Source organism: Croceimicrobium sp. (assembly GCF_965228705.1).
GTDB lineage: Bacteria > Bacteroidota > Bacteroidia > Flavobacteriales > Schleiferiaceae > Croceimicrobium.
Genome location: NZ_OZ245832.1, coordinates 2,069,338 through 2,086,587, shown reverse-complemented (window position 1 = coordinate 2,086,587; position 17,250 = coordinate 2,069,338). Strand labels below are relative to the sequence as shown.

At 44.2% G+C, this 17,250-nt stretch carries 13 protein-coding genes; 6 read left to right on the top strand and 7 right to left on the bottom strand.

Annotated elements, in window-relative coordinates:
* Positions 1-103 precede the first annotated feature (103 nt).
* The 3 genes from prfB to arsC are packed head-to-tail and all read left to right on the top strand — an operon-like array spanning position 104 to position 4,897.
* Entirely contained in the window at positions 104-1,210 is a 1,107-nt protein-coding gene (gene prfB / locus ACO05P_RS09520) for a peptide chain release factor 2 (protein ID WP_421750411.1), read from the top strand.
* A 53-nt stretch (positions 1,211-1,263) separates the two neighbouring features.
* A complete protein-coding gene (locus tag ACO05P_RS09515; protein ID WP_421750410.1) occupies positions 1,264-4,557 on the top strand; it encodes a gliding motility-associated C-terminal domain-containing protein in 3,294 nt (1,097 codons plus the stop codon).
* Between the two features lies 1 nt (position 4,558).
* Positions 4,559-4,897 (top strand): arsenate reductase (glutaredoxin), encoded by a 339-nt coding sequence (gene arsC, locus ACO05P_RS09510; protein WP_421750409.1) that lies wholly within the window; start codon positions 4,559-4,561, stop codon positions 4,895-4,897.
* Here arsC and ACO05P_RS09505 read toward each other — a convergent pair.
* Both ACO05P_RS09505 and ACO05P_RS09500 read right to left on the bottom strand, forming a co-directional pair.
* Complete coding sequence (locus ACO05P_RS09505) at positions 4,890-6,584, bottom strand: glycosyltransferase family 39 protein (RefSeq protein WP_421750408.1); 1,695 nt, start codon at positions 6,582-6,584, stop codon at positions 4,890-4,892. The two genes, arsC and ACO05P_RS09505, sit on opposite strands and share 8 nt — an antisense overlap.
* A gap of 44 nt (positions 6,585-6,628) precedes the next feature.
* Positions 6,629-8,683 carry a S9 family peptidase gene (locus ACO05P_RS09500; protein WP_421750407.1) on the bottom strand — a complete coding sequence of 685 codons (2,055 nt, stop codon included), beginning with the start codon at positions 8,681-8,683 and terminating at the stop codon, positions 6,629-6,631.
* A 94-nt stretch (positions 8,684-8,777) separates the two neighbouring features.
* Here ACO05P_RS09500 and ACO05P_RS09495 point away from each other — a divergent pair, with 94 nt between their 5' ends.
* The gene (locus ACO05P_RS09495) at positions 8,778-9,659 is read left to right on the top strand and encodes an SDR family oxidoreductase (protein ID WP_421750406.1); all 882 of its coding nucleotides are present in this window, start codon (positions 8,778-8,780) and stop codon (positions 9,657-9,659) included.
* The gene (locus tag ACO05P_RS09490) at positions 9,613-10,545 is read left to right on the top strand and encodes a glycerophosphodiester phosphodiesterase family protein (RefSeq protein WP_421750404.1); all 933 of its coding nucleotides are present in this window, start codon (positions 9,613-9,615) and stop codon (positions 10,543-10,545) included. The genes ACO05P_RS09495 and ACO05P_RS09490 overlap by 47 nt, the downstream gene beginning before the upstream one ends.
* Here the strand turns inward: ACO05P_RS09490 and ACO05P_RS09485 are convergent.
* From ACO05P_RS09485 to ACO05P_RS09470, 4 genes are all read right to left on the bottom strand, one after another.
* A complete protein-coding gene (locus ACO05P_RS09485; RefSeq protein WP_421750403.1) occupies positions 10,523-10,843 on the bottom strand; it encodes a hypothetical protein in 321 nt (106 codons plus the stop codon). The genes ACO05P_RS09490 and ACO05P_RS09485 overlap by 23 nt on opposite strands.
* A 1-nt stretch (position 10,844) precedes the next feature.
* Complete coding sequence (locus ACO05P_RS09480; RefSeq protein WP_421750401.1) at positions 10,845-11,891, bottom strand: tetratricopeptide repeat protein; 1,047 nt, start codon at positions 11,889-11,891, stop codon at positions 10,845-10,847.
* A 143-nt stretch (positions 11,892-12,034) separates the two neighbouring features.
* Positions 12,035-13,033: a recombinase RecA gene (gene recA / locus ACO05P_RS09475; protein WP_421750399.1), complete on the bottom strand. Its 999-nt coding sequence runs from the start codon at positions 13,031-13,033 to the stop codon at positions 12,035-12,037.
* Positions 13,034-13,159: 126 nt separating this feature from the next.
* Complete coding sequence (locus ACO05P_RS09470; protein ID WP_421750397.1) at positions 13,160-13,417, bottom strand: hypothetical protein; 258 nt, start codon at positions 13,415-13,417, stop codon at positions 13,160-13,162.
* A gap of 190 nt (positions 13,418-13,607) precedes the next feature.
* Here ACO05P_RS09470 and ACO05P_RS09465 point away from each other — a divergent pair, with 190 nt between their 5' ends.
* Entirely contained in the window at positions 13,608-15,149 is a 1,542-nt protein-coding gene (locus ACO05P_RS09465; RefSeq protein WP_421750395.1) for a YifB family Mg chelatase-like AAA ATPase, read from the top strand.
* A 372-nt stretch (positions 15,150-15,521) separates the two neighbouring features.
* On the opposite strand, the gene ACO05P_RS09460 is transcribed toward ACO05P_RS09465, so the two are convergent.
* Positions 15,522-17,117 carry a tetratricopeptide repeat protein gene (locus ACO05P_RS09460; RefSeq protein WP_421750394.1) on the bottom strand — a complete coding sequence of 532 codons (1,596 nt, stop codon included), beginning with the start codon at positions 17,115-17,117 and terminating at the stop codon, positions 15,522-15,524.
* Positions 17,118-17,250 lie beyond the last annotated feature (133 nt).

Sequence of the window (17,250 nt, the reverse complement as noted above, 5' to 3'; positions counted from 1 at the left end):
GCATAACATTTAATCCAAAGCTTTGCCTTGATTTTCGAATCAAAGCAAAGCTTTGGCTTTTTAAAGCCTTTAGGGCTAAAGTCCCATTACTTAATTTTGCCAGATGGTAAGCAAAGAACAATTGCAGGAATTGCAGTCGCGCTTAAAATCCTTAAATGCTTATTTGCAGATCGAGGAGAAGCGGATTCAAATCATCAATGAAGAAGAAAAGACCGCCGATGCGGGTTTCTGGGAGGATCAGAAAACCGCACAGCAGGTAATGAAGAAGATTCGGGGCATGAAGTTTTGGACCGAATCTTACGGTGAGTTGGCTGCAGCGGTGGAAGAGGTAGCTTTAGGTTTGGAGTTCCTGGAATTGGGTGAGCTGGAAGAAGAAGAGCTCGATGCCATGTATAATAAAGCAGTACAGGTGCTGGAAGACCTGGAATTCCGTAATATGTTTTCCGGAGAAGAAGATCAACTAAGTGCCGTACTTCAAATTACGGCGGGTGCCGGGGGAACGGAGTCTTGTGATTGGGCCTCCATGTTAATGCGGATGTACATTCGCTATGCGGAGCGCCAAAACTTTAAGGTTCGCGAACTCAATTATCAGGATGGCGATGTGGCCGGAATTAAAACCGTAACCCTCGAGATTGAAGGTGATTTTGCCTTTGGATACCTCAAAGGGGAAAACGGAGTACATCGTTTAGTGCGCATTTCTCCCTTTGATAGCAATGCCAAGCGGCATACCAGTTTTGCTTCCGTTTATGTGTATCCTTTAGTGGATGATTCCATTGAAATTGAGATTAACCCTTCCGATATCGAATGGGATACCTTCCGTTCGGGTGGTGCTGGAGGACAGAACGTAAACAAGGTAGAAACCGGGGTGCGCTTACGACATGCCCCTTCCGGAATTATTATCGAGAATACCGAAAGTCGTTCCCAATTACAGAATAAGGAGAAAGCCATGCAATTGCTGAAATCTCAATTATTCGAAATTGAACTGGAAGCGAAGAATCAAAAACGCGCGGAGATTGAAGCCGGTAAGAAAAAGATTGAGTGGGGTTCTCAAATCCGAAACTATGTATTGCATCCTTATAAATTAATTAAGGATGTGCGTACTGCGGAGGAAACCTCCAACGTAGATCAGGTATTGGATGGGGATTTGGATGCCTTCATAAAATCCTACCTGATGAGCCAGGGCCAAGGCGCAGAAGTGGAGGAAGCCTGATCGGAGAATAAGGAATATCGATAGCTCTCTCATTCCCTGCGGATTTCTCGCAAATGCTTAGTAATTTGCTGGAAATTGAAATCTTGCGCTGCCTTATACTTTCCATCTTTCTGGTTTTTGGGCTCTCTGCTCAGGAAGTAGGCTTTGTGCCGAATGCCGGGCAGTGGGAAGGCGATTTTGATTTTCGATTTCACGGCAGTCAAGGTTATGTTTTCCTAAAAGCCGGCGAACAAAGGGTGATGCTTGTGCAAAGGCAGCATCACGACCATCAATGGCATCACCAAAGTCATACTCAGACTAAAGGTCATGTATACCGCATCCACTGGTTGGGAGCTGATACCAATGCCCGCCTCAGTACCGAGGTTTACCCCAATCATACCCGCCTCAATTTTCTTTTTGGCCGAGATCGGGAACGTTGGAAATCCGGATTACATCAATACCGAATTGTTACCTACCACAACATTTATCCGCAAATAGACCTGCGTTATGTAGCGGATGGTTCGGGATACTGCCGATTTGATTTTATCCTGCATCCCGGTGCGGATCCCGAGCTTATTCGTTGGGAGATCGAAGGTGCAGATCAACATGGCATTGCAGGCTCTGATTTGGCACTGATAACCACAGTCGGCTCAGCAATCTACACTGCCCCGCGATCCTATCAGGAAGAGGAGGAAATTGCATCCGAATTCAAGCAATTCGAAGATGGAAGCTATGGTTTCGATTTGGCGAAATACGATCACCGTAAGGATTTGCTAATCGATCCTACTCTGGTATTCAGTACTTATAGCGGCAGCACAGATGATAATTTCGGCTTTTCGGCCACCTATGGAATCGACGGTTCCGGATATGGAGCAGGTATCAATTATGGTCATAGTGTAATCCATAGGGGTTTTCCTACCAGCTTGGGAGCATTTCAGGATTCTTCCCAGGGCGGAATAGTGGATATAAGCATTGCGAAATACAATCCTCAGGGCACGGCCCAAATCTACGCGACCTACCTTGGCGGCAATGGCAATGATTTACCTTTCAGTCTCCTGGAAGGTCCTGATAAAAGTTTGATTGTGATGGGAGTAACAGGCTCCGTTAATTTTCCAACCCATCCCAATTCATTCGATACCAGCTTTGCTCAAGGGCCTGCCGATATGATTCGTATTGGTGGTAGCCTACCTTTTCCGGTGGGCTCTGATATTTTTGTTACGGTGCTGGATAGTACGGGCGGATCATTGCTGGGCTCTACCTTTTTTGGGGATAGCCTTAGTGATGGGAATAATAAGCGGATGATGTTTAATTATGGAGACCCTGCCAGAGGTGATATCACCCTGGATTCGCAAGGGAATATCATCATAAGCTCCTACACCTTTTCTTCGGGATTGCCCACCGGTTCGGCTTCCGACTCGCATTATCGCGGTGAACAGGATGGCTTGATTGTATCCTTCAATCCGGACCTCAGTCAATTAAATTGGGCACGCTATTTAGGTGGCGAAGACAATGACGCCAGCTTCTCCTTACGCTATACCAATACAGGTCGATTATTCGTAGCCGGTTCATCGGAAAGTGATACCCTTTCTTTTGATACAAGCGGGGTTTATCTGCCACTGCGAGCAGGTAAGGTGGATGCCTTTTTAACAGAACTAAATCCACAAAATGGGGATGTACTTAAATGGACTTTTAGTGGTACAGCAGAAGATGATCGCGCCTATTTTGTTGATTATACCCCAGAGGGTAATCTGGTAATATTTGGTCAAACTGCTGGTCCCTGGCCTTGGATTGGCAATAAGGTGTGGGGTGTACCCAGTAGTTCGCAGTTTATTCAGGAGCTGAGTCCTGATTTACAAAGGGTAATGCATTCAACCACTTTTGGAGATGGTTTGCTGGGGGTTACGGATATCAGTCCGACCGCTTTAATGGTATCCGATTGTGGAGATGTGTTCCTTTCGGGATGGGGTGCTCCCTATAATTCCAGTTTAAGGGGCGTAATGGGTGATACCCGAGGTTTACCGGTAACTCCTGATGCTTATCGAGATTCTGCCGACAATCGAGGGGATTTCTATTTTATGCGCTTGGATGCTTCCTGGCAAGAATTGGAATATGCGACCTTCTTCGGGCAATGGCAAAACGGTGCGGATCATGTAGATGGCGGTAGTTCTCGCTTCCGCAGAGATGGCAGTATTTTCCAGGCCGTATGTTCCTGCGGAAGTATTCCTTATGGTTTTCCAATTACTCCCAATGCTTTTGAAGATACCGTCCGCAGTGGAAACTGTAATATGGCGGTATTCCGATTTGATATGGAAGCGGATACCGTACGTTGTGAAGTGGATTTAGCCAAGGGGGTGCCAGATAGCACTTGCCTTCCGGCTGAGGTGAAATTTGTGGATCGCAGCTTTAATGCGGATGTGGTATTAGTGATAGATCCGCAGGGCAATGTGGATACACTGACTAATCAAATGTTCACGGTTCAAGACAGTGGCCTTTCCGTTTTTCGCTTTGTAGCCCTGGATACCAATTGTAATCTGGTGGATAGCAGTCAGGTTTTGATTTATGGCTTTAATAATCCGCTGGAAGCCGACTTTAATTTCGAATACGATAGTTGTGATGCCAGTGGCGTGGTTCAGTTTAAAAACCTCAGTATAGGTGCGGGTTCCTATCAATGGGATTTTGGAGATGGCAATAATAGCAATGCTTCTGAGCCCAGTCATACTTTCCTGCCCGGCAATTATACCATTCAATTAATAGTGGAAGATCCGATCTGTAATCAGCTCGACACCTTAGAGCAGGAATTGGAAGTGCATTACCGTTCTAATAAAGGTGAAATGCTGGTGGAAAGCGATGCTTGTGATCCGGAACGAAAACTAAAGGCCAGTGCTGATTTAGGAACCACAAACCCTGGCGACTTCCATGCTTTTGAGTGGTATGTAGATGGTCAATTGGTGGGCCAGGGAGATAGCCTCAATTATCAATTTATGACGGGCGGTAGTTATGAACTGGAACTTCGCTTCTTAGACACGCTCTGCAACCGATCTAAATCCGAAAGCTATGATCTCTATTATTACGATGAGAGCTTTGAGCTGAAATTCCCCAATATCTTTACCCCTAATGGTGATGGGATGAATGATGAGTTTACCGTACTCGATTTAGAGTCGGTAGCGCCTTTCTTAGATCGGGCGACTCTGGAAGTGTATAATCGTAATGGTTTGCGCATTTATGCCGGCGACCTTCTGGAGGCATCATGGAATGGTAAAAGTGAGGGGCAGGAAGTTCCCGATGCAGTCTACTTCTATATCTTCAATTATGAGGATATTTGCGGTCAAACTAAGGAGCAAAATGGCTTCTTCCACTTAGAACGATAAGATGCGATATTACCATAATCCCCGTTGTACTAAAAGCCGTGAAGGCTTAGCTTATTTAGAAGAAAAAGGCTTAAAGCCTGAAGTGATCCTCTACCAAAAGGAACCATTGAGCCCCAATGATTTGGAAGAGATTATCGATAAACTAGACATTGAGGCCATTGAGCTTATTCGCACTAAAGAGGCGGTTTGGAAAGAGGAGTTTGCCGACAAGGAGCTGGATGAGAATGAGCTGATCCTGGCCATGATAGAGTATCCTCAGTTAATGGAGCGCCCCATCTTAATTAATGGCGATAAAGCTGCCATTGGCCGCCCCAAAGAAAATTTCGATTCTATCATTTAATATCCTGCACCAATCCATATACGATTGGGTTGCCGGTCCATAGTCTCACATCAATAGTGCCTGAGCAAGTGGCGGTATCAGAACCCTGGTCGATTAATACCTTCCAGTTGAAATTGTTGACTCCGTATTCCCCGATCGGACTACTGATATAATTGCTTCCTTGCTTTAAAGGATGGGCAATCCATTGCAGTGATTGATCTCCGTCCATAATGTGGAATACCAAATGAGCATTTTCTGGCCCCTGGAAATTATCGATATGTGCTACTACCTGACTTTGAGCTTCATCGGCTAAGTGGGTGTAAGAGCTTAGGCTATCGATAAAAAGGTAGGGCTTGGCCTGCGCTTTAATTGCTTGCCTTTTCAATATGCTGATGCCTAACTTCTGGCTTTCGGTATTATTTCCTGTACGCTGATAATGATGTAGGCTAAAGCCGAAGTGATTGACTCTTTCCTGCATTTCAAAACCGTTGTCGATAATGGCGAAGGGCCAAAAGCCCGGGCTGGCATGATCCATAATGAGCACAAATTCATTGGGGAGATGTGCAAGATCCAATTGATCAATAGCTTCACCTTTCGGGATTCCATTACTAATCTGGCGGTAGAAATTCCATTTTTCAGCACTCCAGTGGTAGAGTACCGGGAGGTCATTTTGTTGGATGCTGGCAATATATCGACCGGCTTCTTTGGGTGGACTCAGATGAGCTTCCTGAAAATAGCGGCGTGATTTAAATAGAGAAAAACCGAGTAAGATGGCCAGCACCATGTAAAGCAGGGGAATTCCCTTTTGCAGCTTTTTCTCCTTTAAGGGGATGAATAAGATGAAAGGACTTAGGAAAATTAAGCTTGAAAATTGCAGCACTGGATTGCGCAGATGGGAGTATAGGAAGGCGATGCCAAAGCACGCGAGAAACCAAATCCAAGCATCCGGAAAGCGACTTTTGAATGCGAGCCAGGCTAGGGCAATCATTAAAAAAGGCCCCCATAAAGTGAGGTAGTTTAATTGATAGGAAAAGAAATTCAGCAGCCAATCATAATTTGGCTTTCCTAACCATTGGCCAACTCCGCCCATCGCTAATTGATCCTGGAAAATTCCTAAATGCGGAGCGAAGAGTAGTAAAACACCCAGACCCGTTAGTAACCAGGACCATGGTTTTTTACGAGTTCGGATTAGGGCCGTAATACCCATTAATAGAACGGAAAGTAAGGCCAGGTAATGACTGTAAGCGGCTAAGGTGGCTGCGAGTCCAAAAGCAATGAGGTAACTGGTCTTGGGTTTGTGAAAGAAATAGCTGATATAGGCGTATCCGGCCCAAGCCACAAAAAAGCCACCCCAGGCATAGGGTCTTGCTACAGTTTGGTAGTAGAGGAAAAACTCCGAAAAAGAAAGGATCAGTACCGGGAAGGCAGCCCATATTCCGGTTTGGAGTCGCCGCCCAGCTAAATAGATGAAGGTAATTGTTCCTAATCCTAATAGAACCGAAGGCAGTTTTATCCAGAATTCCGAATAATCTACCAGCGGTGCCCAGTAGTAGAGGAAAACCTGCACCAAGGCGGGATGTCCATCTATGCGAACGGCATTTTCAATCAGCTCCGAGAAGCTATCAAATTGGGTGCGATATAAAGCGCTCAGTTCATCATGCGAAAAATCAAAATCGCCCAGATGCCATAAGCGTAGAAATGCCGCCATCAAAAAGATCAGGCCGAAGAGCCAATGCTCCTTTAAAAGCTGTTTTATTTTTCGATTCCGGCTTGCCAAAGTAAAAAGCTAAATTCCATTGCCGTTTCTTTCAGGGCTTCGAAACGACCACTAGCGCCACCATGACCGGTGCTCATATTGCAATACATCAAAATATGATTTTCACCCTGATGGTAATCCCGCAATTTAGCACACCATTTGGCGGGTTCCCAGTATTGTACTTGTGAATCGTGCAGGCCGGTGGTGATGAGTAAATTGGGATAAGCCTGTTCCTTCACATTATCGTAGGGGGAGTAGGACTTGATATAATGGTAGTATTCCTCATTTTTAGGATTACCCCATTCGTCGAACTCACCGGTGGTAAGTGGGATGCTTTCGTCCAACATAGTGCTTACTACATCAACAAAGGGAACGGCGGCAATAACGGCTTTAAAGAGATCCGGGCGCCAGTTGATAACCGTACCCATTAAGAGTCCGCCGGCACTGCCTCCCATGGCGAAGAGTTGCTCTGGCTGCGTGCGTCCCTCAGCGATAAGCCCTTCGGCTACCGAAATGAAATCCTGAAAACTGTTTTTCTTTTTTAGCATTTTCCCCTCTTCATACCAGGGTCTGCCCAGGTATTGGCCACCTCTAATATGGGCAATCACGAAGGTGAAGCCACGGTCTACGAGGCTCAAGCGATTGCTGGAAAAACCAGGTTCTACGGTAATGCCATAGGAGCCGTAACCATAAAGAAGAAGGGGATTGCTACCTTCTTTCTGACGATCTGGGCGCCATAAAATTGAGACGGGGATTTTCTCGCCATCTTCCGCTTGATACCACCTTCTTTCTTCGCGATATACTGAGGCGTCAAAACCACCTAAAACTTCTTGTTGTTTTAGGGTTTTCTGCTCACCTGTCTCCATATTGTATTCTATTACCGCATTGGGTTGAGTCAAGCTGGAATAGCCATAGCGAAGTAGGTTGCTTTCAAAGCTGGGGTTAGTGCCAATTCCGGCAGTATAAGTTTCGCTGTCGAACTGTATATAGTGGTCCTGTTTACCGTCCCAGGTCATCACGCGTAAGCGATTTAATCCCTGCGAACGTTCTTCCAAAACCAGGTACTTCTCAAAAATCTCCAATCCCTCGAGATAAACCGCTTCGCGATGGGGGATAATATCCTGCCAATTTTCTTTCAAACCCAGGTCCAATGGACTGCGCATTAGCTTAAAATTGAGGGCGTTTTGGTAATTGGTGCGGATATACCAATGCTCGCCAAAATGGGCCACTGAGTATTCTAGGTCGCGCTCTCGGGGCTGGATGAGGGCAAATTCGCCTTCCGGCTGATCGGCCTCCAAATAGTGGTATTCGTTGGAAACAGTGCTGTGGCAACCGATCATTAAAAAACGCTCACTTTTAGAGCGGTAAACGGAGCAGATAAAGCTACTGTCTGCTTCTTCATATACCAATTGGTCCTCGGAGGGAGAGCTGCCAAACCGATGACGGTAAACCTGGCATGGGCGCAGAGTCTCGTCTTTTCGAGTGTAGAAAACATATTGACCATCGCTACTCCAGGAAGCGGAACCCGTGCATTGTGGAAGTTCATAATCCAGCTCCAGGCCACTTTCTAAATTGCGGAAGCGGATTTTATAAATACGTCTACTTTGATCATCATAACCATAAGCCAACCAATTACGATCGGGACTTAAGCTCATGCCACCAACCTGGTAATAATCTTTACCACTGGCTTCGATATTTACATCCAGCATGATTTCCTCTTCGGCATCCATACTTCCTTTGCGTCGGCAATAGATGGGATGATCTTTCCCCTGATCATAACGCACATAGATCCAATAGCCCTTTTTGAAATAGGGAACAGAGCTGTCGTCTTCCTTAATGCGACCTTTTAATTCTAAAAATAGCTTTTCCTCTAAAGCTTGCAGGGGAGCCATCACTTCGGAGCGATAGTCGTTTTCTGCATTTAGATAGGCTATAGTTTCAGGCTTTTCGCGCTCACGCAACCAGTAATAATCATCTTCGCGTATATCGGAGTGAATCTCCAGGATCTCCTTCTTTTTAGAAGCTTTGGGAGGAGTAGGGCCTTTTGACATTCGTCTTCAAATTTGGGGCTAAGTTGCTAATTTTTTCTTGGCTCAGAGAAGCAGTCCTCCGGCGCATATTTAATTATCTTGCGCATTCACAAAAATGCATACCATGACCCACAAGGGAATGCTTCGCGAGGGAGCTTTAAAGGATAAAGTGATCGTAATTACCGGTGGAGGAACCGGATTAGGTCGGGCAATGGGAGAGTACTTTCTCGAGCTTGGCGCTAAATTGGCAATTTGCGGTCGACGTGCTGAGGTTCTCGCAAAGGCGGCTCAAGAAATGATGGCCGAAAAAGGTAGCGAGGTATTTACCTTTCCTTGTGATGTGCGCAAATACGAGGAGGTAGAAGCCTTTCGCGATGCCGTACTCAGTCATTATGGTAAGGTAGATGTTTTACTCAATAATGCTGCCGGAAATTTTATAAGTCCAACCGAACGACTTTCGCCGGGGGCTTTTGATGCCATTATCGATATTGTACTTAAGGGAACGAAGAACTGCACTCTTGCCTTTGGTAAAAAGTGGATTGAGAATAAAGAGCAGGGTAAGGTGGTTTTAAGTATTACAACTACCTATGCAGCTACAGGTTCGGCCTTTGTTGTTCCTTCGGCAATGGCTAAGGCAGGAGTTTCAGCGATGACGCGTTCTCTGGCCGTGGAGTGGGCACGTTATGGTATTCGTTTTAATGCTATTGCACCCGGGCCTTTTCCAACCGAAGGAGCCTGGAGTCGTTTGTTACCGGGAGATATTCCCGATATGCTGAAATTAGAGAATCAAGTGCCGCTGAAACGCGCAGGTAATCTCCATGAGTTGGCCAATTTAGCAGCCTTTTTGGTGAGCGATTTTGCAGCTTATATGAATGGCGAGATTGTTACCATAGATGGCGGTGAGTGGCTTTTAGGGGCCGGTGAATTGAACTTTTTAGAAGCTGTTCCAGATGAAATGTGGGATTGGATTGGTGAAGCAACCCGTAAAGGGAAATAAGCTATTAATCATTTTACTATGCGGGCTGTTAGCGGCATGCAAAACCGGAACGCGTGAACCGGAAGCCTTTGATTGGCAAGGTCATCGTGGGGCAAGAGGTGAGGCGCCCGAAAATAGTATACCCGCCATGCTTCGCGCTTTACAGGAAGGAGTGAAGACTCTGGAAATGGACGTGGTGCTAAGCAAGGATTCGGTAGTTCTACTTTCGCATGAGCCTTGGTTCAATACGGATATTTGCCTGGATGCAGAAGGTGGTGAATGGTCCGATTCTGCCGATCGCAATATATTCCATTATAACTATTCTGAAATTGCAGCCTGTGATTGTGGGAGCAAGGTCTATGAGCGATTCCCGGCTCAAGAACATCTGAAAACGGCTAAACCTCGCTTACTAGACGTGATTCTCGAAGCTGAAGAAGCGGCTTTGATGGTGAATCGTGAAGAGCCTTTCTATAATATTGAGATTAAGTCAAAGCCCGAATGGGATGCGGTGCACTATCCCAGTTTGGAGTTTTACTGCGATCGAGTTATGGAAACTTTGGCTAAAGCCAGTTTGGAGGAGCGATTGGTGATCCAAAGTTTTGATCCTCGGGCCTTGCGCTACATGCATGAAAAATACCCTCAAGTATCTCTGGCCTATTTAAGTGAAGATGGGGAGCGCAGCCCGGCAGAGCAAATTAAAGATTTGGGATTTGTTCCGGCGATTTACAGTTGTGAGTTTTCGCTCTTAAGTGAAGCCACGGTGAAGCAGTTACAGGCTTCGGGGATGAAAGTGATTCCCTGGACGGTTAATGAAATTGCCGATGCCGAGAAATTGAAGGCCTGGGGTGTTGATGGAATCATTACCGATTATCCTGCGCGTATGATTAGCGCTTTGGGGCGGCATTAATCTTGTCCAGTTTATTCTTAAAATCTTTGGCGCGGTCGTGATCCCCAATGCGTGTGCAGATGGCCTGCATTAATTCATAAACCCGAGCCGCATTTTCCGTGTTAAAATGCTGCGACATCCATAGAATTAATAAGGATTCAGCAGCCTTTAAGGTGGTGTTGTCTAAGTGTTTGCTGAGTAATTCGGCCTGATGAAGCAGGGCCAATTCTTGTTTTTCGGCCTCAGCCTGACGATAATGTTGATAGAAATCCTGATGGGCCTCATCGTCCCAGTTCAGGTGCTGATACCAATTGCTCATTCTAGTTTCTTATCCGTTGAAGGCCATCTTTGGCAGGTTGGTGAACAGGCAGTAATTCCAAGGTCTTAAGGTATTCCTTCTTGGCATTGATTACATCGCCCAACATTTCATAGGCATAGCCTTTACCATAATGAGCTTTATAATTTTGATTAGGATTAGCCTTGATGCTTTTGCTGTAATAATCTAGGGCTTCGTGATAGTCCTTCACCTTAACTGTAAAGATGTAGCCTAGGTTATAGAAGCTATCGGCATCATTGGGATTTAATTGGGTGGCCTTGGTATAAGCCTCGATGGCGCGATTGAGCTCATCGATTTCCATATAATGCACTCCTAATTTGTAATATATCTCAGCATTGTTGGGTTCGAGGTTCAGGATACGCTTGTAATAATATTGAGCCAGTGTATCTCTTTTCGAGGCCAGGGTAACGCCCATTAAGTCTAATGCTTCAATATAGTCTTGATCCAGATCGGTCGCTTTCTGGAAATACTGTAAAGCCAAATCAGTATCATGACGAGAATCCCGGGCGATAATACCTTTATAGAGATAAGCCGGAGCGAAGTACTCATCAATGTCAATGAGTTCATTGGCGTATTTCAATGCGGGTTCAAAGTTTTGAATACTGGCGTGGAGCTTTACCAGATTTAAACGACAGTCGATATTTTCCGGATCCACATTTGCGCATTGGGTCCAGCGGTTGCGAGCCTGTCTGCTTTGATTGCGAAGCATATTTAATTCGCCCAGGTGAAGTAATAAAGGTGCATAGGTGGAGTCTACATTAAAGGCTCTTTGGAAGTCGAGCCAAGCACCTTGCTGATCATTGCGTTGTAATTTCTGATATCCTCTTTCAGATAGGGCTTCTAAATTATTAGGCTCAGCGGCAATTAAGGCATCCAAACTATCTAAGCTCGATTTGGGCTTTTGACTTTGAATTGTGGTCTCGGTGCTGTCCGCCTCGTTAAGGTTGTTGTTAGCGTGGCTGGTTTTCTCATTATTACAGGCGAGCAAACTAAGGCTGGCCAGGAAGAGCATGCTTCTCGAAAATCTCATAGTACGAAAGTAAGGAGGCCGACTGAATTAATACATCAGCTTGGGCAATGATTAGATGCAGAAAATCTAAAGGGCTGCCTGTTGTTAAAATAAAAATGCCGTCCTGATCAAATCAAGACGGCAAAGTAGAGGAAGAGGCGGGCTTATTTAGCAGCCAGGCTCTCTTTGATTTTGTTTTCAATTTCGTCGGCCAATTCGGGATTGTCTTCCAATAATTGACGAACGGCATCACGACCCTGTCCTAATTTGGTATCGCCATAGCTAAACCAACTTCCGGATTTCTTCACGATTTCATGATCTACGCCAAGGTCGATGATTTCTCCTACTTTGGAGATGCCTTTTCCGTAAAGGATGTCAAATTCTGCCTGACGGAAAGGAGGGGCTACTTTATTTTTCACCACTTTCACTCGAGCACGGTTTCCGGTTACACCTTCCGAATCTTTGATTTGAGAGATGCGGCGAATATCCAAGCGTACTGAAGAGTAGAATTTAAGGGCATTACCACCAGTGGTGGTTTCAGGGTTCCCGAACATAACGCCGATCTTTTCTCTTAACTGGTTAATAAAGATGCAGCAGCAATTGGTTTTACTAATAGTACCGGTTAATTTTCGCAGGGCTTGCGACATTAATCGGGCTTGCAATCCCATTTTACTATCGCCCATTTCACCTTCAATTTCACTTTTAGGTGTTAAGGCGGCAACCGAGTCGATGATGAGTAAATCGATAGCTCCGGAGCGGATCAGGTTATCGGCAATCTCCAAAGCTTGCTCACCATTATCGGGTTGAGAGATTATTAGTTCTTCGGTATCAATGCCTAAATTTTCGGCGTATACGCGATCAAAGGCATGTTCGGCATCAATAAAAGCAGCAATACCCCCTTGCTTTTGCACCTCGGCAATGGCGTGCAGGGTAAGGGTGGTTTTACCTGAGCTTTCAGGACCGTAAATTTCTACAATTCTACCGCGTGGATATCCGGAAACGCCCAAGGCTAAATCCAGACCTAATGAACCGGAAGGAATGGTGGCAATTTGCTCAACGGCGGCATCGCCCATACGCATTACTGCTCCTTTACCGTAAGTTTTATCTAATTTATCGAGGGTCAGTTTTAAGGCCTTTAATTTGGCACTTTTATCATCACTCATCTGCTCAGTTTTAAAATCTATACTCAGCAAATATAGGGTGCTTAAGCCTTGGCCTGTAAATAAAAAAGGTCCACTTCTTCACAGAAGCGAACCTTAAGTGTTTTGAAACGGTTAAAACAGATGGAATTAGTCTTTTAGCTCTACTGTTTTTCCGCTTTTAGCTTCTAACATTCCGCGCAAGCGCTCAATTTCGGCGTCGGAGCGTTTGTTGAGTTCACGCTGGAAAGAAGCAATAATATCCTCCAGTTCTTCACCACTAAAGTGGGAGAAGAATTGAACAGCAAAAGCATTTTTTAAACCACGTTCTCCGCGAACAGCAATCTGGCTCTTCAGGTATTCGGCTACTTGTTTTGGTGTGTGTGCGGATTTAGGTACTCTAGACATGTTGTTGTGAGTTTTTAAACGTTTAATAAATCCTTTTAATAAAAGGTAATTACAAAAGTAAATATTTTTGAAGCTATCGACTATTAATCCATGTTCTTTAGTGATGGATGGATGATTTTTATGCTTGGAAAGAATAAAGAACTATTGCTAATTAATTGTAGGGGATTCATGAATAAACCAAAACCTGAATATGCTTGTAAAAACATACAGCAGTGCCGTACTCGGAGTAACTGCCACAACTATAACTGTAGAGACCCATACGGATCAAGGAATTAATTTTTATTTGGTGGGTTTACCGGATTCGGCGGTAAAAGAAAGTCAACATCGAATTGTGGCGGCTTTGCGAAATAATGCTTTAAAATGGCCGGGCCTTCGAATTACTGTAAACCTTGCTCCGGCTGATATTAGAAAGGAAGGTTCGGCCTATGATTTGCCCATAGCTTTGGGGGTTTTGGCGGCCTCCAAGCAGCGGGATTTTCCTGATTTACAAGACTATTTAATTCTGGGTGAGCTTTCACTCGATGGTGGCTTAGTTCCGGTTAAGGGTGTCCTAGCCTCCGTTTTACAAGCTCGAAAAGAAGGTTTTAAAGCGGTGATTTTACCTGAGGAAAATGCAAAAGAAGCAGCAATGGTTTCTGGAATAAAAGTATTTGGGGCGACTAATATTTTACAAACTGTAGATCATTTAAGTGGTGATTTGCCCATGGAAGCTCTTCAAATAAATATTGAGGATGAGTTTCGGAAAAAGACTATTGAACCCAGCTTTGATTTTTCAGAAGTCAAAGGTCAATCTAATGTGAAACGAGCATTGGAAATTGCCGCAGCCGGAGCTCATAATGTGCTCTTAATTGGTCCGCCGGGAGCTGGTAAAACCATGTTAGCCAAAAGGATGTCGGGGATTTTACCGCCCATGAGCATGCAGGAGGCCTTGGAAACAACCAAGGTGCATTCCGTGGCGGGTCGCTTGGAGCAGGGGCAGAGTCTGGTTGCAGAACGGCCCTATCGCAGTCCGCATCATTCTATATCTGATGTCGCTCTGGTAGGTGGTGGAGGTTATCCTCAACCCGGGGAAATAAGTTTAGCCCATAATGGAATCCTCTTTTTGGATGAGTTACCAGAGTTTAAAAGGACGGTGTTAGAAGTAATGCGGCAACCCATGGAAGATCGCAAGGTGACTATTTCAAGGGCACGTTTTAGTGTGGATTTTCCTGCCTCATTTATGCTGGTGGCTTCCATGAATCCCTGCCCCTGTGGCTATTTTAATCATCTCAGCAAAGATTGCGTCTGCGCCCCAGGAGCGGTACAGAAATACCTCAATCGTATATCAGGTCCTCTTTTGGATCGTATTGATCTTCATGTAGAAGTGAGCCCTGTATCCTTCGACGAAATTGCAAAAACCGAAATGGCGGAAGGCAGTGAAGCCATTCGCGAAAGAGTAGTCAAGGCTAGGGAACTCCAAAACCATCGCTTTGAAAAGAGCAAAGGAATCTATGCCAATGCCCAAATGCACAGTCGGCAATTACGGGAAGTATGTGCGCTGGATAAAAGCAGTCGGGATTTATTAAAGTTGGCCATTGAAAGACTAAACCTTAGTGGCCGGGCTTATGATCGTATTTTAAAGGTGGCTCGCACTATTGCGGATTTGGAAGGTTCCTCTTCGATCAAGGCTGATCATGTAGCGGAGGCGGTGCAGTATCGGAGCTTGGATCGAGAGGCCTGGGTGGGGGTTTAGTCCAGTAAAGTAAATAGGGAAAGGCTTATTCCAGCTCTAATAAGCAAATTTATAAGTGTTAAGATATTAGGATATTAGAGGGGCTTGCAGCTTCTTAATCGTATTCTTTTCAGATAATTTACCTGAAGTATAAATACGGTTTTGATAGTGATGCGGCACCGCATCTAGGATTAAAGATTTATCGTGGCTGCATATCGATAATCACTTCTATCGCTCGCTCGTATTGATGGTACCCTTATACCTGGCGATTAACCTGTTTGAGAAATAGCTTTGCCTCTGTCCTATTAAATGGGAATTGGCTCCGTTCATCAGAAAGGGTCTAATTTTCTCTAGAAATTTGCTGAAGAATATCCTCCAGCTTAACATCTTGATTCACCCCATTTTTTTTCGGAGGCGATAGCGTTTTGTGAACACGCTCTGAGTTTCAATATTATAGAAATCACCTATTTCTTTAGAGCTTAAACCAAGCATGATTAAAGATAAAAGATGCATATCCTCTTTGGATAGGTTTTTAAACTTTGTTTGAATCTTGTAAAAGAGTTCATCATTAACACCCAAAGCATTTTCAATTAGAATTGCCCGGGCCTCATCGCGGTTTACAATTTTATTTAGTCTTATGCTTAGCTCCCTCAGTTTTTGATGCGCATTCTGGTCCTTGGTCGATTTTTTAATGCTTTCTATTTCAGCTTTGAGGTCAGAGATTATCGTATTGTGTTGAATAAAATTGGCAGTATAGCTCGAAAGCTCGCTCTTGGTGTAAAGCAGTTTTTCATTCAGTGCATCGCTTTTAAGTTGTTCATTCTGCAATTCGATATTCAAAAGTTTTTGCTCTGCAAAAGCTTGATCCTTTTGAGCCTTTAGCATCGCCTGGTGCTTGCGCAGCCTCGACTTAAGCAGTCGAAAAATGTAAAGGCTGAACACGAAAGTTGATGATAAAAGGGCAATTAGTAATGCCCTAATAAGTTTTGAGGACGAAACCTCCGAGTTGAGCCTCTTTAAATTTTCATTATTTACTTTGACTTCATTTTCAAGCTCTAAAAGCTTTATAAGGTTACGGTTATTGTTTTTCTCAATTTTGAGTAGGCAAGAATCGGATTTTGCTTGAAATTTTAGAGCTTCCTTGTATTCATTTTTATCGTAAAAAATTCGACTTAGCATTTTAAGTGCTTGAGATCTGATGTATAGGAAATTGTGGCTTGATAGATCTAGGGTCTTATTTATATAAGATATTGCGGAGTCAGATTCGCCCACTTTTATATAAAGTTGCGAGATTAAATGATTGACATTGATATAAAGTCTTTCTTGAGAACGAACCTCAGGTTTTCCCTTTAGGGATTTCAGAGAATCGATTGCTTCGAGGCTGTTGTTATTAAGATGATACCTTAGGATTATGTTGTTAAACCGGGAGACAAGGTGAGTTTTTTCCGATCCTAGGTTTTTGCTTTTTAATAGAGCCAATTGAAAATAATGCGATGCTGAGTCCAATTGAGCATTGTCCATGTGAAAAAGGCCAAGGTTGTTTAGGGATTTTAATATTCCGATAGTGTCTTTTAAGTCCAGGTAAAGTTTTAAACTCTGCTGATAATAAGCTTTTCGCAGATGGTCTTCCTTATCGGATAAATTCCCAAAATTTAAGTAGGAACGAGCCATCCCGGCAGTGTCTTTTATTTCTTTGAAGAGTTCAAGTGATTCAAAGAATAGTTCCGTTGCCTTTTTGTTCTCTTTGAGCATCATGAATAAAACTCCTTTTTCTTGGGTAAGAATCGCTTTGAGCTTCTTATTTGGCTTGGATTGAATTTGTTTTAGTTCCTTATTGATGAATATTAAGGCAGAATCTGGATGGGTTTCTATGAGCTTATCCAGATCGTCTATGTATTGTCGCTCAGTTTTTTGTCCATAAGTGGCGAATGGAGTGGACAGGAGGAAAAACATTAAAAATGAAATAGTCAAAGGTCTGAGCACTTGCATATTCATTGCTTTTGAATTGTAGACTCTAAATTTTTAGACTTTCGAAGGTATCATTTTAATGCGCTGGTCAACAGGCTTATAAGTAAAATGTCTATGTGCTGTCTATGCGTTTTTTAGACTTTCAATTCTCCAC